Annotated in this window: 18 protein-coding genes and 1 tRNA gene; 7 read left to right on the top strand and 12 right to left on the bottom strand. The window is 68.6% G+C overall.

Features of this window, described 5'->3' with window-relative positions; all coding sequences use genetic code 11:
- From C5E10_RS00890 to C5E10_RS00880, 3 genes are read right to left on the bottom strand one after another with little or no spacing between them, the layout of a single operon-like run.
- Positions 1 to 933 carry a hydroxymethylglutaryl-CoA lyase gene (locus C5E10_RS00890; protein WP_104330032.1) on the bottom strand — a complete coding sequence of 311 codons (933 nt, stop codon included), beginning with the start codon at positions 931 to 933 and terminating at the stop codon, positions 1 to 3.
- Entirely contained in the window at positions 930 to 2,180 is a 1,251-nt protein-coding gene (locus C5E10_RS00885; RefSeq protein ID WP_104330031.1) for a CaiB/BaiF CoA-transferase family protein, read from the bottom strand. Before C5E10_RS00885 ends, C5E10_RS00890 begins: the two co-directional genes overlap by 4 nt.
- A 40-nt stretch (positions 2,181 to 2,220) precedes the next feature.
- A complete protein-coding gene (locus C5E10_RS00880; protein ID WP_104330030.1) occupies positions 2,221 to 3,669 on the bottom strand; it encodes a GntP family permease in 1,449 nt (482 codons plus the stop codon).
- A 130-nt stretch (positions 3,670 to 3,799) separates the two neighbouring features.
- On the opposite strand from C5E10_RS00880, the gene C5E10_RS00875 reads away from it, so the two are divergent.
- Positions 3,800 to 4,741, top strand: coding sequence for a 2-hydroxyacid dehydrogenase (locus tag C5E10_RS00875; RefSeq protein WP_258070946.1), 942 nt, complete (start codon positions 3,800 to 3,802; stop codon positions 4,739 to 4,741).
- A gap of 45 nt (positions 4,742 to 4,786) precedes the next feature.
- Here C5E10_RS00875 and C5E10_RS00870 read toward each other — a convergent pair whose 3' ends face one another.
- Together C5E10_RS00870 and C5E10_RS00865 are read right to left on the bottom strand one after the other, a co-directional pair.
- Entirely contained in the window at positions 4,787 to 6,466 is a 1,680-nt protein-coding gene (locus C5E10_RS00870; RefSeq protein WP_104330029.1) for a methyltransferase, read from the bottom strand.
- A gap of 3 nt (positions 6,467 to 6,469) precedes the next feature.
- Complete coding sequence (locus C5E10_RS00865; RefSeq protein ID WP_104330028.1) at positions 6,470 to 7,534, bottom strand: LLM class flavin-dependent oxidoreductase; 1,065 nt, start codon at positions 7,532 to 7,534, stop codon at positions 6,470 to 6,472.
- Positions 7,535 to 7,721: 187 nt separating this feature from the next.
- On the opposite strand from C5E10_RS00865, the gene C5E10_RS00860 reads away from it, so the two are divergent.
- Genes C5E10_RS00860 through C5E10_RS00850 form a run of 3 tightly spaced genes read left to right on the top strand, consistent with a single transcriptional unit; the run spans position 7,722 to position 10,765 of the window.
- Positions 7,722 to 8,804, top strand: coding sequence for a serine protease (locus C5E10_RS00860; RefSeq protein WP_104330027.1), 1,083 nt, complete (start codon positions 7,722 to 7,724; stop codon positions 8,802 to 8,804).
- Complete coding sequence (locus C5E10_RS00855; protein WP_104330026.1) at positions 8,804 to 9,709, top strand: hypothetical protein; 906 nt, start codon at positions 8,804 to 8,806, stop codon at positions 9,707 to 9,709. Before C5E10_RS00860 ends, C5E10_RS00855 begins: the two co-directional genes overlap by 1 nt.
- Before the next feature lie 48 nt (positions 9,710 to 9,757).
- Complete coding sequence (locus C5E10_RS00850; RefSeq protein ID WP_104330025.1) at positions 9,758 to 10,765, top strand: DUF4333 domain-containing protein; 1,008 nt, start codon at positions 9,758 to 9,760, stop codon at positions 10,763 to 10,765.
- 76 nt (positions 10,766 to 10,841) lie between these two features.
- On the opposite strand, the gene C5E10_RS00845 is transcribed toward C5E10_RS00850, so the two are convergent.
- The 3 genes from C5E10_RS00845 to dcd all read right to left on the bottom strand — a co-directional run bounded on the left by C5E10_RS00845 (position 10,842) and on the right by dcd (position 13,288).
- A complete protein-coding gene (locus C5E10_RS00845; protein WP_104330024.1) occupies positions 10,842 to 11,390 on the bottom strand; it encodes an NUDIX domain-containing protein in 549 nt (182 codons plus the stop codon).
- A gap of 5 nt (positions 11,391 to 11,395) precedes the next feature.
- Positions 11,396 to 12,526, bottom strand: coding sequence for a VIT1/CCC1 transporter family protein (locus C5E10_RS00840; protein WP_104330023.1), 1,131 nt, complete (start codon positions 12,524 to 12,526; stop codon positions 11,396 to 11,398).
- 156 nt (positions 12,527 to 12,682) lie between these two features.
- The gene (gene dcd, locus C5E10_RS00835) at positions 12,683 to 13,288 is read right to left on the bottom strand and encodes a dCTP deaminase (RefSeq protein WP_104330022.1); all 606 of its coding nucleotides are present in this window, start codon (positions 13,286 to 13,288) and stop codon (positions 12,683 to 12,685) included.
- Between the two features lie 47 nt (positions 13,289 to 13,335).
- Here dcd and C5E10_RS00830 point away from each other — a divergent pair, with 47 nt between their 5' ends.
- A complete protein-coding gene (locus C5E10_RS00830; protein WP_104330021.1) occupies positions 13,336 to 13,518 on the top strand; it encodes a hypothetical protein in 183 nt (60 codons plus the stop codon).
- Between the two features lie 68 nt (positions 13,519 to 13,586).
- Here C5E10_RS00830 and C5E10_RS18760 read toward each other — a convergent pair whose 3' ends face one another.
- Entirely contained in the window at positions 13,587 to 14,282 is a 696-nt protein-coding gene (locus C5E10_RS18760; RefSeq protein ID WP_146080110.1) for a hypothetical protein, read from the bottom strand.
- 214 nt (positions 14,283 to 14,496) lie between these two features.
- On the opposite strand from C5E10_RS18760, the gene C5E10_RS00820 reads away from it, so the two are divergent.
- Positions 14,497 to 14,570: transfer RNA gene (locus tag C5E10_RS00820), tRNA-Gly, on the top strand.
- Between the two features lie 59 nt (positions 14,571 to 14,629).
- Here the strand turns inward: C5E10_RS00820 and C5E10_RS00815 are convergent.
- The 3 genes from C5E10_RS00815 to cls form a co-directional block, all read right to left on the bottom strand.
- Positions 14,630 to 14,866 (bottom strand): DUF3072 domain-containing protein, encoded by a 237-nt coding sequence (locus tag C5E10_RS00815; protein WP_104330019.1) that lies wholly within the window; start codon positions 14,864 to 14,866, stop codon positions 14,630 to 14,632.
- A 96-nt stretch (positions 14,867 to 14,962) separates the two neighbouring features.
- Positions 14,963 to 15,880 (bottom strand): VOC family protein, encoded by a 918-nt coding sequence (locus C5E10_RS00810; RefSeq protein WP_104330057.1) that lies wholly within the window; start codon positions 15,878 to 15,880, stop codon positions 14,963 to 14,965.
- Between the two features lie 125 nt (positions 15,881 to 16,005).
- Complete coding sequence (gene cls / locus C5E10_RS00805) at positions 16,006 to 17,484, bottom strand: cardiolipin synthase (protein WP_104330018.1); 1,479 nt, start codon at positions 17,482 to 17,484, stop codon at positions 16,006 to 16,008.
- Positions 17,485 to 17,598: 114 nt separating this feature from the next.
- Between cls and C5E10_RS00800 the strand changes: the two genes are divergently transcribed.
- Positions 17,599 to 18,222, top strand: a complete 624-nt coding sequence (locus C5E10_RS00800) for a TetR/AcrR family transcriptional regulator (protein WP_258070945.1) — start codon at positions 17,599 to 17,601, stop codon at positions 18,220 to 18,222.
- The last annotated feature ends 49 nt before the right edge of the window (positions 18,223 to 18,271 follow it).

Genomic DNA, 18,271 nt, shown 5'->3' with positions numbered 1-18,271 from the left:
CTACGCCGGCACGACCCATTCGAACGCGGGGGCCTTGGAGCGAGCGCCCTGGCGGGCCTTCGATCGGTTCGGCTCTTCGAGGTCGACGAGCAGCGCCTCCGATTCGCGGACGATCTGGGCGAACGCCGCCGGAGTGAGCCACTCGGGGCGCATCGCGAAGAGCAGGTCCTCCGTGGCCGTGTTGCCGCTGGCTCCGGGAGCGAACGGGCATCCGCCGAGCCCTCCGAGCGCGCCGTCGACGACGCTCGCACCCGCGAGGACCGCCGCGATCGAGTTCGTGACGCCCGCACCCCAGGTGTCGTGGCCGTGGAACACGATCTCCCGCTTCGGCGACTCGGCGACGACCCTGGAGATGAGCGAGGACACCTGTCCGGGGTGCGCTTGGCCCAGGGTGTCGCAGATGACGATGTCCTCAGCGCCCTCGGCCCTGGGGTCGTCGGCGATCCGAATGACCCGGTCTGGGTCGACCTGCCCGTCGAAGGGGCACGTGAAGGAGGTCGCGAGGCACAGCTGGATGCGCCCGCCGGCCTGACGGGTCAGGGCGACGGCGTCCGGCATGGCCGCGAGACTCGTGTCGGTGGTACGCCCGATGTTCGCCTGGTTGTGGGCGTCGGAGACCGAGAGGCAGTACTGGAAGTTCTTCGCCCCGGCGGCCGCGGCCTTCTCGATGTGCCGCGGGGTCGCGACCCACACCCAGCTGTGCTCGAGCTCCTCCGGGGTGAGCGCCTCGATGACCTCGAGCGTGTTGGCCATGGGCGGGACGAGGTCGCCGCGCGCCATCGAGCCGATCTCGAGCTCTGGTACCCCGGCCGAGAAGAGCTCGCGCGCGAGCTCGACCTTGCGCTGGGTCGACAGCAGCTTGCCGGTGAGCTGCAGGCCGTCGCGCAGGGTGACGTCGCGCAGACGCGCGGAGGTGATCGGGTTCTGGCTCATCGTGCGTCCACCTTGCTGTTGTCGTCGCTCTGCGTCTGCCCGCTGCGGCCCGCGTAGGCCGCGAGCACCGCCTCGGTGTCCTGGCCGAGCCCGGGCGCGAGCGTGCGAATCGGCAGGGAGGCGCCGCCGAGGACCGGGACGATGCCCGGGAAGCCGACACCCTCGACGGTGGTGTCTCCGTCGGTCACGTCGAACTTCTGGATCATGTCGCGGGCCGCGTACTGCGGGCTCGCGGTGATGTCCTCGGCAGTGTAGATCGGGCCAGAGGGGACGCCGGCGTCGTCGAGGATGTCGAGCACCTCCTCGGCCGGGAGCGTCGCCGTCCACGCGCCGATCGCGGCGTCGAGCTCGTCGCGCCGATCCCAGCGGAGATTGTTGGTCGCGAGGCCCGGGTCGCGAGCGAGGTCGTCTCTCCCGATGATGCCCATGAAGCGCACGAAGATCGCGTCGGCGTTGCCCGCGATCACGACGCTCTTCGCATCCCCGCACACGTACGCGTTGGTGGGGGCGATACCCTCCATGCGCCCGCCGACCCGCTCGCGCACCACCCCGTGCGCCTGGTAGTCCGGGATGAGCGACTCCATCATTGAGAACATGGCCTCGTTGAGGGCGACGTCGATGACGCGCTCCTCGAGCGGGGCCGGCTCGAGGCCGGCGCCACGGCGCTGCTCACGCTGGAACATCGCCATCATCACGCCGTAGGCGGCGTACACGCCCGCGATGGAGTCGCCGATCGAGACGCCCACGCGGACCGGGGCGCGGTCGGGGTCGCCGACGAGGTTCCTGAACCCGCCCATGGCTTCCGCGACGGCGGCGAACCCCGGCCGGCTCGAGAGGGGCCCCGTCTGCCCGAAAGCGGAGATACGGCCGATGACGATTTCCGGGTTGATCTCGTTGAGCACGTCCGGCCCGATCCCCCACCGCTCGATGGTGCCCGGACGGAAGTTCTCGAGGACCACGTCGCAGTCGGCGGCAAGCGCACGCACCGCATCCCGCCCCTCCTCGGTCCGGAGGTCGAGGGTGATCGACTTCTTGTTGCGGTTGATGGTGTGGAACAGCATGGAGGTCGTCGCGCCGGGATGCAGGCGCCACGAGCGCAACTCGTCTCCCGTTCCGGGCCGCTCGACTTTGATGACCTCGGCGCCGAAGTCGGCGAGCATCCGCCCTGCCGTCGGGGCTGCGATGAAGTTCCCGAGCTCGAGCACGCGGACTCCCGCGAGCGGGGCGATCTTGGCGTTGGTGTGCATGTCGGTCCTTTCCGGACGGTGATCGGTCGGAGCGTGCGGGTCAGATGAAGATGCTGAGGACAAGGGTCACGAGCAACGCGACCACCGAGGCGACGGACACACCGACGGTGCATGTCTTCAGCGTGCCCCGTGTCGTCTGTCCGAGCAACGACTGCAGGAGCCAGAACGTGTTGCTGGTGACGTGCACCGCGAAGAGCGAGCCGGCTCCCGCCGCGAGGGCGATGAGGATCGGGTCGAGGCCGATGACGGACGCGATGGGCGCGAGGATGCCGGCGGCGGTGATCGCCGAGATCGTGACGGAGCCGACGGCGATGTGCAGTACGGCCGCGATGGCCCAGACGATGAGGAGCGGCGCGAAGCTGTTGGCGCTGAACGCCTGCCCGAGGATGTCGCCGAGGCCGGTCGCCGCGACGGTCGCCGCGAGCGAGCCGCCCACACCGGTGAGGATCAGGATCTGACCGCTCTCGCGGAAGCCCGCGACAACCGACTTCTCGACCGCCTTGCCGCCGACCGTGAGCCTGCCGATGATGCTCGTGCCGAGGACGGCGAGGAGCAGCGCGAAGACGGGGTCCGTCACGAGGACAAGCGCGTCGATCTCGACGCCGACGATCTGCAGGATCGCGCCCGTCGCGATGAGGCCGAGGCAGAGCAGGAGCGGCGCGAAGAGCAGGATGAGCTTCGGCTCGGAGGTCGTGGTGCGCTCGGCGACGGCGACGCCGCGGGGGACGCCGCCGACCTTGCTGAGTCGGTCGCCGACTGGGATGCTCTCGGTCTTGAGGGGTGCGACGGGCTCCGGAGACGCGTCGATGCTGTTGTCCGCTCCTTCTTCACCTTCGAGGGGCTGCGTCTCGTCCAGCTTCTCCTTCCAGAAGCCGATGCGGAACAGCAGCGTCATGATGAAGATCGAGATGACGATGGTCGGCACGATGACGATGAGGCCGAAGAGCAGCATCTGGCCGAGCGGGACGCCGAGGACGCCTGCCAGCGCAAGGGCTGCCACGCCCGGCACCATGAAGACGATGCCGCACTCGAGGCTGATGGCGAGGGCCGTCGCGATGCGCGGCGTGCCGTGCTTGCCGATGAGCGGCGCCATCTTGCGTGCGAGGGGCGCGGAGATCACGAGGAGCACGTCGAGGAAGATCGACTGGAGCACGGTGCCGATCGTGAGGCCCATCGCGTACGGCAGCCCTCGCGGCCCGAAGACGCGCAGCAGGTGCGAGACGAGGCGCTGGATGGCGTTCATCTCGCTGAGCATGGAGCCGAGCAGCACGCCGAAGGTGATGAGGAGGCCGACCTCGGCCATGATCTCCCCGAAGCCGCCGGTGATCGTGCCGATGGTCTCGGTCGGCGGATGCCCCGTGGCGAGTCCCAGGTAGAGGGAGCCGATCACGAGGGCGACGGCGGGGTTCAGTCGGAAGCGGGTGATGAGCACGACGACGCCGAGGATGGCGATCGCCGTGTGGATGATCGTGATGATCTCTGACGTCATTGTCGTCCAATCGAGGTGGGGTCTCGCGCGGTCTCGGCCTTGCCGAGGAGGAACAGGACTTGCTTGGCCTGGGACCGCGTCTGGCTTACATTATGTGCATGAACTCATTATGTAAGCAAGAGCCCGTATCGTGACCCACATCAAACAGCTCCTCGTCTCGGTGCCGACCCCGGCCCTCGCGGCCTCGATCACGCAGCTCGAGATCGCCGCCAACCTCGAGTGCATCACCTGGGATCTGACGACGCCGTCACCCGCCCCGCACATCGACCTCGTCGTGCTCCCCTATCAGCAGGACCCGCGCCTCGCCGCGAGCCTCGGGTGCACGACGACGCGACTCGTCCAGGCCCAGACGATCGGCTACGAGGACGTGCTCGCCCACCTGCCCGCCGGCCACGCGGTTGCCAACGCGCGCTCCGTGCACGAGGCCTCGACGGCCGAGCTCGCGCTCGGACTCACGCTCGCGTCGCTCCGCCGCATCCCCGAGTACACGACAGCGGCGAAGCGGCACGCGTGGCACCAGCTGCCCGGCCAGAGCCTCGCCGACCGCACGGTGGCCATCGTCGGATACGGCGGCGTCGGCAAGGCCATCGAGCTTCGACTGAGCGGCTTCGAGGCGAACGTGCTCCGATTCGCGCGCTCCGCCCGCGGAGCCGAGGGCGGGCCCGACCGCGTGCACCCCATCTCGAGCCTCGAGGCGCTGCTCCCCGAGATCGACGTGGTGATCCTCACGGTGCCGCTCACCGACGAGACCAGGCACCTCGTCGATGCGAGCTTCCTCGCCGCGATGCGACAGGGCTCGCTCCTCGTGAACGTCGCGCGCGGACCCGTCGTCGACACCAAGGCGCTCATCGCCGCGCTCGAGGCCGGCCGCATCCGGGCCGCCCTCGACGTCACCGACCCAGAGCCCCTGCCGCCAGGGCACCGGCTCTGGGATCTCGACGGCGCACTCATCACCCCGCACGTCGGGGGTGCTTCCTCGGCGATGCATCCGCGCATGGTCGCGCTCATCGACCGCCAGCTGCGCGCACTCCTGGCCGGCGAGGCGCCGGAGAACGTCGTGGTGCACCCGTGACGGCGGGGAGCGAGCACGCTCAGCGCCGCCAGCCGAGCTGACCTTCTACCGCCAGCGCGGCTCGAGGAAGCCGAGTGCCACGAGCTCGCGCACGTCGGGCACGAGGCTCGCGCGCAGGGCCTCTTCCTCGACATCGACGAGCGATGCGATGGCGGTGACGATCTGTGAACCGACGAGCTCACCGTCGCACACCGACACGAAGCCGGTGAGTTCCGTCGACATCGACATGGTGCGGCGGAACCCCGCGCCCTGGCGAAGCATGATGATGCTCGGGTCCTCGTCGCCTGGCCGCGAGTGGCGCTCTTCGGTGACGTCGCCGGCGACGACGAGCGGCTCGTCGAAGAGCTCGTCGTCGTCGACCCCGCGCAGCCAGGTGATGGCCTCGAAGCCGTCGCGGATGTGCGCGGCGAGCGGGTGGCCGAGCGCGTGCGTGAGGTGCTCGAAGCGGCGCAGCGGGCCGCCGACGGCGCCCTCGTGGGTGCGGCGGAGGAAGAACATGCCCATGCCGATGCGCTCGACGTCGCGGCTCGCGAAGTCCTGCAGGTAGCGGCGGAATGCGTGCTGCCAGCTCGAGAGCTCGGCGTTCTCAGCCGCATCCTTCAACCACATGTCGGCGTACTCGACCGGAGTCGCGTCCTCGCGCTGCACGACCCACAGGTCGACATCGTTCGCGGGCCACGTCTCGAGGCGCGAGTGCCAGTTGGCGTCGCCCTCCCGCACCTCCCAGTTGCCGAGCATGCAGGCGACGCCGCCCGGGGCGAGCACCGTGCCGAGGTCGCGCACGAGCCCCTCGACGATGCTGTCGCCCGGCTTGCCGCCGTCACGGTACGTGTACTGGTCGCTTCCCCCTTCGCCCTCGCGCCGGGGCGTGATGACAAACGGCGGATTCGACACGAACAGGTCAAAGTGCTCGCCGGCGACGGGCTCGAGCATGTTTCCGAGGCGCAGGCTCACGCGATCCTCGAGGCCGCCGGGGGCGATGCCGAGCGCCTCGGCGTTGAGCAGCAGGTTGAACTTCGCGAACGCGAGGGCACGCTCCGAGATGTCGGTCGCGACGACGTGCCTGGTGTGGGCGAGCAGGTGCATGGTCTGCACGCCCATGCCGACGCCGAGGTCGAGCGCGCGGGCGACGGGCTCCCGCGGGGTGAGTTGGGCGAGCAGCGTCGTCGCCGGCCCGATGCCGACGACATGGTCGCGGCGCAGCGGCTGGTCGCGGCCGAGCTGCACACCGCCGAGGTCGGAGGCGACCCACATCTCGACGCTGCCGTTGACGCCCTCGCTCGCGTACGGGCGCACGTCGACGAGTGCGACCACGAGCCCGTCCGCGAGCTCCTCGGCGCTGGCCTCCTCAGCCGATTCCGTGGGGCGCCGGCGCGGGACGCGAGCAACGAGGCGAGCCGCGAGCAGCTCGTCGAGTGCCGGGACGTCGCCCGCCTCGACGGTCTCAGCGAGCACGAACAGGCGGATGAGCGCGGAGAGCGCGTCGTCCGGCTCACGCGAGAGGGCGAACGACGCAGGCTCGAGCAGGTCGCGGTGCAGCGCATCCGCCGCTTCGGCCCCCAGACGCGACTCGACCCCGTCGACGGTGAAGCCAGCGTCGGCGAATGTCACCGCGAGCGCGCGGAGCAGCGCCTCGTCGGTGCTGTCGGGGGCGTCGCTCGGGTCGTCGAACGTGAAGTCGTCAGGTGTGGAGGCGGAAGAGGCATGGCGCGCGTGGGAAGTCACCCGTCAATTATGCGGATGTGCACCGACAGTCGCGCGCGGCTCCCAGGCAGCCGGGTCGCGCAGCTCCGCGAGCGCCTCGATCGTGCGGATCCGCACCTCCACGTCGTGCGTCGTGGCGGCGAGGATGACCTCGTCGGCCCCCGTGCGCTCGATGAGGCGGTCGATGCCGTCGGCGACCATCTCGGGGGTCCCGACGAGCTGCGTGCCGGTCGTCGCGTCGTAGAGAGAGCGATCCTGCATCCGGTCCGCGTACGCGGCCGCGCCCTCTGGGGAGAGGACCCTCGTGGGGCGGCCGAACCGGATCTGGTGCATGGCCGCCCTGCTGGGGAGCGCGAGGCGGGTGGCCTCATCGACCGACTCCGCGGCGATCGCGGAGACCGACACCATGAAGTGCGGTTCGGCGAGCACGGGCGACGGCACGAAGTGGTCGCGGTAGTGGTCGGCGGCGGCCTTGGGGTCCGCGTGCATCGCGAAGTGGTGCGCGAAGGTGTACGGCAGGCCGAAGGCGGCGGCCAGCTCTGCCCCGTAGAGGCTCGAGCCGAGGAGCCAGATCTGGGGGTTCGTCACCGCGCCCGGGCTGACTCGGAGGCGATTGAGCACCTCGCGGTCGTGCTCCGCCCTCACGTCGCCCAGGTAGCCCATGAGCTCGAGCACGTCGTTGGGGAACTCGTCGACGCGATCGCGCGACAGGTCGCGACGCAGCGCGGCGGCGGTGAACGGGTCGGTGCCGGGCGCGCGGCCCAGACCGAGGTCGATGCGCCCGGGGTAGAGCGACTCGAGAGTCGCGAACTGCTCGGCGACGACGAAGGGTGCGTGGTTCGGCAGCATGACGCCGCCCGAGCCGAGGCGGATGCGCTGCGTTCCCGCGCCGAGCGCCGCGAGCAGCACGGGCGGCGTCGTCGAGGCGACGAGCTCGGTGTTGTGGTGCTCGGCGACCCAGTAGCGGTGGTACCCGAGCTCGTCGGCTCGCCGCACCAGGCGGGCGGATGCGGCAACGGCGTCAGCGCCGGACTGCCCCTCGGCGACGGGGATGAGGTCGAGCACGGAGAGCGTGGGCGTTCCTGGCATGGTCGGGGCAACGCACACTCAGGCCTCCCTATTCCTCATGGCCCACGCGGTGATGGCGCCGCATTCCCCGGCCCTCCCGGGGAGAAGTCCCCACCGTCGGGGTTTTCGGCAGGTTCGCGGCCTGAGTGTCGGTGGCTCTGCGTAGCATGACAACGAACGGCATACCCAGCGTGCCGAAGGAGACCCCATGACCCGACACCGTCGCCGACCACGGGCTCTGCTCGCGAGCATCGGCGCGCTCGCTGCGGTCGCGCTGCTGGCCGGGTGCTCAGTGAGCGCGACGGCGACTCCCTCGGCAAACGGGTACGACGCCGTCGACGCGCCCATCGAGGGCGGCACGGTCAGCCTGCGCGACTCGTTCGAGTCCTCGGCGCAGGAATCGCACGACTTCTGGTCAGACCCCGACATGTTCAAGAACGCCGAGGGCTTCGACTACACGGCACCAGACAACGGCATCACGGTCGGAGTCGGCGACCCGGCGACCGGCGCCTTCGTCCCGCCGACCACCCCGGTGCCCGCCGCCGAGTCGGCGAACGGCTACGGAGATGTCTCGGAGGCGGTGCCCTACGACCGCGCCGGGCTCGGCGCATCCACCTTCGGTCGCCTGTACATGTCGTTCGCGAGTGGTCTCGCGGTGTGCTCGGCGACGGTCGTGAACTCCGGCGAGCGCAACATCGTCGTCACGGCGGCCCACTGCCTCGTCGACTTCGAGAGCAACAAGGCCATCGCGAGCAACGTCGTCTTCATCCCTGGCGACCGCGGCGACGGGGCCGAGCAGCCGTACGGTCGCTGGGCGGCCACCGACTACAGCATCCCGCAGCACTTCCTCGACAACGCCAACTACGGCGACCAGGGCGTGTACGGGGAGGGCTGGAACAACGACTTCGCGTTCCTCGTGATGGAGGAGAAAGACGGCAAGCGCATCCAGGACGTGACGGGCGGGCAGGGCATCGCCTTCGGGGTCCCCGCCAAGGCGATCACGCAGGTCGGCTATCCGAGTGCGAGCCCCTACGACGGCTCCGAGGAGTACATGTGCGCCTCCAGCCAGTGGCGGGAGGGTTCCGCCGGCGGGTACACCCACATGTGCAGCATGACGCCGGGAGGCTCTGGTGGGGCCTGGCTCGTCTACTACGACACGGTGATCGGGGCCGGCTACGTCGCCGCAACCTCGTCGACGGTCCTCTCGTCGGCGAACCCGCCGTTCCGGTGGGAGGGCTCGGTGCTCGGCCAGACCGCGCTCTCGCTGTACAACGAGCTCGGGGGTTCCTGATGCGCACCCAACACCTCATCGCAGGCGCGACGGCGCTGCTGGTCGGCCTCGTGCTCTCCGGATGCGCGACGACGACCCCGACAGCGGTCGCGAACCACGAGGCGAAGCTCGAGTACCACGCCGACACCGGCGCGGAGCTGCTCGGTGACTCCCTCGTGGAGGGCCTCGCCAAGGTCGAGAACTTCTCCGCGACCGCCTACACGCACGGCAAGGCCTCGACCGGGGCAACGCTCAGCACGCAGCACGAGACGAGCGTGGTCGGCGCGTCCTACGTCACGAAGGAGTCGACCGCCGAGGCGGGAACCTCCATCGACGAGGTCCACATTGCCGGCAGCGACTACACCTACTACCTCTTCGGCAGCGCGTACACGACGGTCGTCTCGACCCCGTGGGCGCGCCTGCCGATGGGCGACCTCGACCGCGCGAACGACCCGCAGCGCACGTGCATCCTCGGCACCGTCATCTACATGTGCAATCTGGTGAAGGCATGGCAGCTGTCGAAGGAGAGCAACGGCGAGGAGCTTCCCGAGAAGCTCGAGGTCTCGGCAGATGGCAGCAAGCACTTCACGTCGGCGGTCACGTTCGACTCGCTCGAGGAGGCCGGGCTGTACACGCTGGGCGACGATCTCCGCTCGCAGCTCAGCGAGGACGAGCTCGGCACCCTGCTCCCGCTGCACGTGTGGGTCGGCACGGATGGCATCGTGCAGAAGATCGAGGTGAACGGCACGATGGATGCGGCATCGCTCGACGTCGAGGTGCAGTTCGGTTTCGAGATCACGGGCACGCCAACGGCCGACGATCTGCCGGATGACCCCGCGTCGCTCGCGCCCCAGTACGTGACCAATGTGACCGCAGATCAGGCGAGCGCGTTCTGGGATGCGATCGGGAACGCGAGAACCGGCTAGGCCGGGACCGCTCATGCACGTCACAGCAAGCAAGCTGGAGGAGCCACGATGACCTTCCCACCGCAGGGCGGCCCGCAGAGGCCACGCGACCCCAACGACCCGCGCGACCCGCGTGACCCGCGGCAGGGGCAACAGGGGCAGCAGGCTCGGCAACCGCACGGGCCCGGCCAGGGGTCGGGCCCGGAACAGCACTACGGTCAGAACCCGAACCAGAACCAAAACCAGAACCAGAACCAGCAGTACGGTCAGAGCCAGGGCCAGCAGCCTGCACCGCATCAGCAGCCTTCCCAGTACGGCCTGCCGTATCCCCAGCCCGGATACCCGGCCGCTTCGGCGACGCCAGGTGCGAGCAACGTCGGTCAGGCCGGCCAGACCAGCCAGGCCGGCCAGACGGGCCAGACCAGCCAGGCCGGCCAGACGGGCCAGACCAGCCAGACCGGCCAGGTCGGGTCGACGCCAGGCGAGAGGTCAACCCCCAGCGCGTACGGTCCCGGCGCTCACGCGGCATCGGCGTCCGGCTACGGGCCTGGAGATGGTTCCGGGTACGGCTCCGGTTTTGCGAACCCGAACGCCACGTACGGCGTCCCGAGCGCCACCTACGGGGCGCCAGCTCCCGCGTCCCCGACACAGCAGGACTTCGGCTACCAGCAGCCGGTTGGCTACCAGGGGCCCGGCGTCCAGGGCCCTGGCTTCCCGGGCCAGCAATTCGGACCAGGGCCCGGGCCGGCACAGGCAGGCAAGCCGAAGGGCAACTCTCGTCTGCTCCTGATCCTCGCGATTCCCGCGGCGGCACTCATCGCAGGTCTCGGCGGCTACTTCATCGGCCAGAGCAACGGCAGCGTGCTCGCAGCTGAGCCGCTGCAGGCTGAGGTCACACGCGTGCTGCAAGACGACTTCGGTCTCGTCGAGGTGACCGACGTCGTCTGCCCAGAGCAGGTCAAGGCCGATCAAGGCGCCGAGTTCCAGTGCACGTTCACGTATGCAGAGCAGGAGCAGTCCGTGACCGTCACCGTCTCGTCAGCCGACGGCCAGGTCGTCGTCGGCGCCCCGGAGTAGCCAGGCAGGGACGACTCCACCCGCACTCACACTCACACGGGCACCCACGCCGGCACGGGCACCGGCACCGGCATGTCTACCGAGAGACTCCGGGCCCGACGATCGACAGCGGCACCCCGTCGACGAGCAGCTCGCACTCGGGCTGGTCCGCGACCGCGACGGCGACACGGGAGGCCAGATGCTCGGGCATCTCGGGCAGGGCATCCACGGGGAACCAGGCGACGTCCACCGACTCGTCGTCACCGACCGCCGCATCTCCGGCTACCCAGGAGCAGCGGAACACGAGGTCGCAGTACTGCGCGCGGTCACCCGTCGCGTGCACGATCTTCGGCGAGACGCTGAGACGCACGAGGCGCTCGACGCGGACCTCCACCATGGCTTCCTCGAGGCTCTCCCGCACTGCAGTCGTCGCCGGATGCTCGCCCGGGTCGACGATGCCCGTCACCGGGCTCCACACTCCGTTGTCGGAGCGCCGCACGAGCAGCACCTCCTCACCGCCGGCAGCGGGGACACCAGCGGGTGCCATCGTCGGACGGATGATGACGGCAGTCGAACCAGCAAGCCAGAGCGGATGCTCCGGCCCGATCTTGGCGCGCAGCTCGGCGACGAACTCAGGAATGGGCATGAGCCCTATCCAACCGCAACTCCGAAGACGAGGCCGAGCACGTACGTCACGGCCGCGGCCCCGAAGCCGATGAGCAGCTGGCGTCCGGCGCGACGCCACGGCGGACCACCCGACAGCACGCCGACGATGGCGCCCGTCGCGAGAAGCGCGACACCGACGACCGCCGCGGACACCGCGACGGCGGCGATGCCGCTCATTCCGAAGATGTAGGGAAGCACCGGGAGGAGCGCACCGCCGGCGAAGAAGCAGAAGCTGGAGAGGGCCGCAGTCCACGCGGTACCGAGCTCCTCGTGCTCTTCCTCGGCGGACTGCAGCGAGATCGGGCCGGATTCCGGGTCGGCCCCCTGCAGCGCGAACACGCGGTGGGCGTAGCTGCGAGCCTCGTCCTCGCCCATGCCCCTGGCACGGTAGACGAGCTCCAGCTCGTTCGCGTTCACGTCGAGCTGCTGGATGGTCTGGGGAGTGTCCGGGCTTGGCGTCGAGGCCTCAAGGAGTTCACGCTGCGAGCGGACGGACACGTACTCGCCCGCCGCCATCGACAACGCTCCGGCGAGCAGCCCGGAGAGGCCCGTCGCGAGGATGATCACCGTGGGCGCACCGGTCGCGCCGATGCCGAGCACGAGGGCGAGGTTCGAGACGAGCCCATCGTTGGCCCCGAACACCGCCGCCCGGAAGCCGCCGGACATGCGGGAGCGGCTGCGCATTGCCAGGCCGCGAACGACCTCCTCGTGGATGCGCTCGTCCGCCGCCATCTCTGGGGTCGCATCCGCTTCGCGCTCGTACGGCGAACGTGACTCAGCTCGTTGGATGAGCGCCAGCACGAAGAGGGAGCCGAAGCGGCGCGCGAACCAGCCGAAGAGGCGCGTCCCGAGTTGTGCTCGCACCCCGCCGTCGCCCGCCGGGCCGAGGAGACTCAGCCAGTGCTCCTCGTGCCGCACCTCGGCGCTCGCGAGACCCAGCAGGATCTCCCGCTCCTCACCCTCGCGCTTCGCCGCGAGGTCTCGGTACACGGACCCTTCTGCGCGCTCATCGGCGAGGTAGCGGCGCCAACGGCGAATGTCGGCACCGCTCGGCTCGCGAGAGAGATCCCCGGTTCCGGGGCCGCGCTGCGAGTTCGGGGGTGGTGTCTGTGGCATGGGCCATGCATCCTTCGTGGGGACGCCTCGAGCCCGAATGGAGCACGGGCATCGTTGACAACGTTGCGCCAACGCTACGTGCGCGTGCCCCGGTTTCCGCAACCTCGCAGAGAAGTTCGGTGCACCGGAGCGGCGCGGCTCGCTGCCCCTCTCGAGCTACTCGCCGGGCGCGCCCGCCTCGGTGACCGACACGTCGGCGCGGGTGAAGTTCATGAACGACCGGGAAGCGGTCGGGCCTCGCTGCCCGAGGTAGCGGGAGCTGTAGATCGCAGACCCGTAGGGGTGCTCCGCGGCGCTCGAGAGCTGGAAGAAGCAGAGCTGGCCGATCTTCATGCCGGGCCAGAGCTTGATGGGGAGCGTTGCGACGTTCGACAGCTCCAGCGTCACGTGCCCCGTGAAGCCGGGGTCGATGAATCCCGCCGTCGAGTGCGTGAGCAGTCCGAGCCTGCCGAGCGAGCTCTTGCCCTCGAGCCGGGCCGCGACATCGTCGCCGAGGGTGACGCGCTCGAATGTGGAGGCGAGCACGAACTCGCCCGGGTGCAGCACGAACGGCTCGTCTGGTTTCGACGTGACCAGCCTCGTCAGCTCCGGCTGCTCCTCTGCCGGGTCGATGAACGGGTACCTGTGGTTGTCGAACAACCGGAAGTACCTGTCGAGGCGCACGTCGATGCTCGAGGGCTGCACGAGTCCCGGCTCGTACGGCTCGAGGCCGATACGGCCCGCTTCGACGCCCTGCTTGATGTCGCGATCGCTGAGAAGCACGTCGCCAGCCTAGTTGGTCGCCGGATGCGCGAGGCTAGGCTGAGGACGTGAGCAGAAACGTGTGGACCGTCATCGGCGTCATCGTGGCCGTCGTGATCGCCTGGTGGCTCGTCGACGTGCTCTTCCACTTGGCCTGGATGGTGGCGCGACTGAGCATCGTCGCCGTCGTCGCCGTCGTCGCCGTCATCGTGTTCTTCGTCATCCGCGCGCTTGTCGCCAAGCGCGACTGAACCCGACCGGCGCACCGCCGGTCGGGTTCAGAGCGCCGGCTCGGACGCGCACCCTCAGGTGCGCACCCTCAGACTGGGGCGGCGTTCGACCCGAGTTCCTCGTCGGCCCCTGCGAACGCGCGCCGCTCGCGAGAAGTGCTCGACGCGTTCGGTGGGGTGTTGCTGTTGAGCGGCGTGTACACGTTCGTGCGGTACTTCCTTCGGAACGCAAGCTCCACGCCGTCCACCGTCACGTACCTGTCGACGTAGAGGGAGGGCGCGTTGCCGTCGAGGCTGACCTCGCCCGCGAAGACCATGTCGCTGACGAGGTTCGTGACTCCCTCCGTCGGCACGATGGTGCGCAGGTAGGTCATCTCGTAGCTCTCGTGCCTGCCCTCAGGGAAGTCGTGCGTGCCGATCTGCTTGAGGTCGCTCCAGGCCGATGACGTGCTCGAGGACCACGAGCTCGGACCGGGAAGGTAGTGCAGGACGATTCGCGTATCCGTGATGACGGAGGTGCTCGTCGTGTTCGTCACCCAGAGCCCATATATTCCGTATTGGTGACTCTGGCCAGGGCGCCCCTCGACTCGGTAGACGCTCGCGCTGTCGTCCGGCATCGTGAAGGAGATCCAACCGTTCAGGCCTGGTGGCTGCGGCGGGACGCCGGAACTCGCTTGCGCAGGCGCGGAGACCGCGATCGCAATGGTCGGCAGCGCCCACGCCACCGCGGATGCAACCGCCCGTCGACTCGGCTCTTGCTTCTCGGCGCGCAGAATATCGCTCATGTGTCCCCCCGGAGTTGTCGAACAGTGAACCGGCATTCCCCCTCATCCGGCTTCACTGTGATGTGAAGCCCACGATGACAGATCACAGATTGGACCGCAACATTCTGGGGAGTCATGCGGGCACCTATGCCGGGACATCACGGCCGCGTCGCCACCACCCCCAGGCGGCTTCGTTGTACGATGGTCGAGTTCATCGCCTTCGGGCGTTGGGTGCGCGGATGTAGTTCAATGGCAGAACTTCAGCTTCCCAAGCTGATAGCGCGGGTTCGATTCCCGTCATCCGCTCCACGAAGAAGGCCAGGCCGGTCGCTGAACGCGACCCGGCCTGGCCTTTTCTCTTGCCGCGGTCAGCTCTCGCCGCGACCCGTCTTCTGCTGGAGGCGGTCGATGTGCTCTGACGCCTCGGCCTTCGTGATGTTCGCCGGGATCTCTTCGCCAGCCTCGCGGGCGAGCGTGTCGAGGTAGCTGCGCTGCGCGCCGGTCATCGGCTCGTCACCGGTGACCCAGTTCGACGGATCCTTTTCCGTGCCGTTCTCATCGGGCTCGGTTGCTCCGAGCATTTCGCCTTCGTGTGTCTCTGCCATACCGGCGACAGTAAGCGGCTCGCCTGGCTGACGACCCGACGAATCCTGGGAATATGTGTTCGAACCCGAGCGCGCTCGACACCGCACGGTGGTAGGTCAGAAGTCGGCGATGACCAGCTTCTTCATCTGCATCATGTGCTCATAGCCGTCCGGCCTCGCCATGAGCTCCCCCATGTTCGTCGGCACGATCTGCCAGCTCGCTCCGAACCTGTCCGCCAGCCATCCGCACTGCTCGGCCTCCGGGACGGCGCTCATCGCGTTCCAGTAGTGGTCGATCTCCGCCTGGTCGGCACAGTCGACCTCGAATGAGACGCCGCAGTCGAAGCCGAACTCCTGGCCGGCCCCGTTGTCCATCGCGACGAACCACTGGCCGGCGAGCTGGAAGTCGGCGTACATGATGGCACCCGCCGGAGCCGGACCCGACGGCGCCGGGTACTCGGCCACCGTGCCGATGAGCGCATCCGGGAACAGGGAGACGTAGAAGTCGATGGCCTCGCGCGCTCTGTTCTGCGCCGCTCCGCCGAAGAGCAGACTCGGCACGATGAACGGCCGGGCCTCGTCGGCAGTGCTCAAGCCGTCGGGATCGACGAACATGAGCTGCCAGCTCACGCCATAGCGGTCCTCGACCCAGCCGTAGCGCGGGCTGAACGGGTACTCCTGCAGCGGCATGAGCACCTTCCCGCCGTCGCTGAGCGCAGTCCAGAGCTTGTCGAGGCTCGCCTGCACCGACGCCGCGTCGCCGCCGAGCACGCGCGGGTCGAAGTTGAGCATGAACGAGACCGACGGGTTCGGCCTGAACTGGTCGCCGGCGTTGATGAGCGTGAACCGGTACTCGTCGATCTCCACGCCGACGACGAGCGGCAAGCCCGCGAAGTCCTTCTGGAAGTCGAGGAGATCGGTCTCGGGGTATCGGGCTTCCACCGACGTCGTCGTCTTGGGGAAGCTGGAGGCGTAGAACTCGCCTGCCTCTTCGGCATTCTTGTTGAACCAGAGGTTCGGGATGATCTTCTGCATGACTCGCTGCTCCTGCACGCGTCGGTCGATCTGAGCCCGATCGGGCTCACTCGCAAAATTACTCCCGACCCACAACAGCTGCGGCGAGCCTCGTGCTCGAGGTGGAGCGAACACCCAGGGTTCGGCTACTGCAGACCCGCGGTGAGCCTCGCGAGGTTGTCGAGGACGGTCGAGCGCAGCGGCTGCTTCCGCCACTCGAACATCGTCAGCTCTCGCGAGTGCTCGCGGTAGTCCTGCTGCACCTCTCGCAGGTCCTCGACGAAGTCCGCGCTTCGCACCATGAGCGACACCTCGAAGTTCAGCGAGAAAGAGCGCATGTCCATGTTGGATGACCCGATGACGGCGACCTCGTCGTCGATCGTGAAGTGCTTGGCATGCAGGATGGTCGGCGACTTGTACATCCAGATGCGCACCCCCGCGAGCAGCAGGGCCTCGTAGTAGGAGCGCTGCGCGTGGTAGACCATGGCCTGGTCGCCGATCTCCGACACGAACAGCTCGACGACCACCCCGCGTGCCGTCGCGGTCGTGATGGCGTACAGCATCGACTCGTCCGGAACGAAGTAGGGGCTCGTGATGATGATCGACTTCTGGGCGACGTAGAGGAGGTTGAGGAAGAGGCGGAGGTTGTTCTCGCTCGGATACCCGGGGCCGCTTGGCACGATCTGGCAGTCCATCCGGGCTTCCTGCGGCATCGTCTCGACGTCGGTGAGGTCCTCGGGGATGATCGTTCCCGATTCCGAGTACCAGTCGGTGATGAAGACGGCGCTGACGGCGTGCACGGCCGGCCCCTCGAGGCGCACCATGAGGTCGTGCCAGTGGAGGCCACGGCGGATGTTGCCGCGCTTGTTGTACGTCGAGTCGACGACATTCTGCGAGCCGAGGTAGGCGGAGTTGCCGTCGACGATGAGGAGCTTGCGGTGGTTTCGCAGGTCTGGCCGCTGGTACTCGCCGCGCCAGGGGCGGACGGGCAGCATGTAGTGCCACTCGGCGCCGGCCCGCTCGAGGGCCTTGAGTCGCGACAGCGTGTGCTTGCGGTAGCCGGGCACGCGGATGGAGGCGATGTGGTCGAGCAGGATGCGAACGCTCACGCCTCGAGCGACCGCCCGGTCGAGGGCGTCGAAGATCGGCCGAGTGGTGTGGTCGCAGGCGAGGATGTAGAACTCGACGTGCACCCACTTCTCCGCCGTATCGATCTCGGCGGCCATCGCGACGATGGTCTCCTCGTAGTCGCCCTGCAGGACGACCTCGTTGTCGCTGATGAGCGGGATGGCCGTGTACGTGCGGTTGAGGGCGACGACGGAGTCGAACCAGGCCGGGTCACTGTGCTTCGTCGGCTCGACCTCGACGCTCCCGACGGCCATGTTGATGAAGGTCGTGACCTCCTGCTGACGCTCCATGCGCTTCGCGGGGAGGCGGAAGCTGCCGAGGAGGAGGAACGCGATGACGCCGACGTACGGGATGAGGAAGATGGCCATGAGCCAGGCGATGCCGACGCTCGGCTTGCGATTGCGGGGCACGACGATGATCGCGATGACTCGGATGATCAGGTCGATGATCGCGAAGATGAAGCCAGCGCTGATCGTGATGTGCGGGATCTCGGCCATCGGGTCTCCTCGGGGTACTAGGGGACAGCGTAGGCCAAGGGATGCGCATGGGCGGAACGTGCATCCGCACCCAGAACTTGTTGCACTTTTCCTGATTAGTGCAATACTGCACTAGTGACCGATAGTGCAACGAACCTGCGGGCTCGCAAGATGGCGCAGACAAGCCGCGACATCTCGTCGATGGCCCGACGTCGCGCCCTCGACGGCGGCCTTCCCAGCTTCACGATCGAGGAGCTCTGCGAGCAGGTCGGCATCTCCCGAAGGACGTTCTTCAACTACTTCGCATCGAAGGAAGACGCCGTGCTCGGCATCTCGGCCCGACGAGACACGACGCCCCTCGACGAGCGCTTCGTGGCAGGCGGGGACCCCGGGAGCGAGCAGCTCAGCCCTGACCTCCTCGAAGCGCTGACGCACCTCGCACTCGAGCGGTGGCGCGAATCCGACCCGGAGCCGAACTCGGGAGACATCCGCGAAGTCATGGCCGTCATCGACCAGGAGCCGAGGCTCTTCAAGCGGGTCCTCGAGCACATGTCGAGCGACGAGAAGCGGGACGTCGCCCTCGTCGAGCGTCGGGAGGGGCTCCCACCCGGGGACCTCCGCGCCGCCGCTGCCGTGCAGCTCCTCATGTCCATCATGCGGGCGAGCGCCTTCGAGTTCTTCACGACGGACAACACCGACGACATGGAGACGGTCGTCTTCAGACGCGTCGCCGCCATGCGCGCCGTGCTGCAGCACTGAGAGCGGCGGCGCCCCCTCTTCTCGGTCACGCCTCCCCCCGCTCCTTCCC

The sequence above is a fragment of the Pseudoclavibacter sp. RFBG4 genome, assembly GCF_002931515.1.
Lineage (GTDB): Bacteria > Actinomycetota > Actinomycetes > Actinomycetales > Microbacteriaceae > Pseudoclavibacter.
The sequence above is the reverse complement of the archived record's forward strand: the minus strand, read 5'-3'. Positions and strand labels throughout refer to the sequence as shown.

Bases quoted from the DNA above. Each gene is read 5' to 3' on its own strand.
- C5E10_RS00890 (WP_104330032.1), bottom strand. From the start codon at position 933: ATGAGCCAGAACCCGATCACCTCCGCGCGTCTGCGCGACGTCACCCTG.
- C5E10_RS00885 (WP_104330031.1), bottom strand. From the start codon at position 2,180: ATGCACACCAACGCCAAGATCGCCCCGCTCGCGGGAGTCCGCGTGCTC.
- C5E10_RS00880 (WP_104330030.1), bottom strand. From the start codon at position 3,669: ATGACGTCAGAGATCATCACGATCATCCACACGGCGATCGCCATCCTC.
- C5E10_RS00865 (WP_104330028.1), bottom strand. From the start codon at position 7,534: ATGCCAGGAACGCCCACGCTCTCCGTGCTCGACCTCATCCCCGTCGCC.
- C5E10_RS00860 (WP_104330027.1), top strand. From the start codon at position 7,722: ATGACCCGACACCGTCGCCGACCACGGGCTCTGCTCGCGAGCATCGGC.
- C5E10_RS00855 (WP_104330026.1), top strand. From the start codon at position 8,804: ATGCGCACCCAACACCTCATCGCAGGCGCGACGGCGCTGCTGGTCGGC.
- C5E10_RS00850 (WP_104330025.1), top strand. From the start codon at position 9,758: ATGACCTTCCCACCGCAGGGCGGCCCGCAGAGGCCACGCGACCCCAAC.
- C5E10_RS00845 (WP_104330024.1), bottom strand. From the start codon at position 11,390: ATGCCCATTCCTGAGTTCGTCGCCGAGCTGCGCGCCAAGATCGGGCCG.
- C5E10_RS00840 (WP_104330023.1), bottom strand. From the start codon at position 12,526: ATGCCACAGACACCACCCCCGAACTCGCAGCGCGGCCCCGGAACCGGG.
- C5E10_RS18760 (WP_146080110.1), bottom strand. From the start codon at position 14,282: ATGAGCGATATTCTGCGCGCCGAGAAGCAAGAGCCGAGTCGACGGGCG.
- C5E10_RS00815 (WP_104330019.1), bottom strand. From the start codon at position 14,866: ATGGCAGAGACACACGAAGGCGAAATGCTCGGAGCAACCGAGCCCGAT.
- C5E10_RS00810 (WP_104330057.1), bottom strand. From the start codon at position 15,880: ATGCAGAAGATCATCCCGAACCTCTGGTTCAACAAGAATGCCGAAGAG.
- cls (WP_104330018.1), bottom strand. From the start codon at position 17,484: ATGGCCGAGATCCCGCACATCACGATCAGCGCTGGCTTCATCTTCGCG.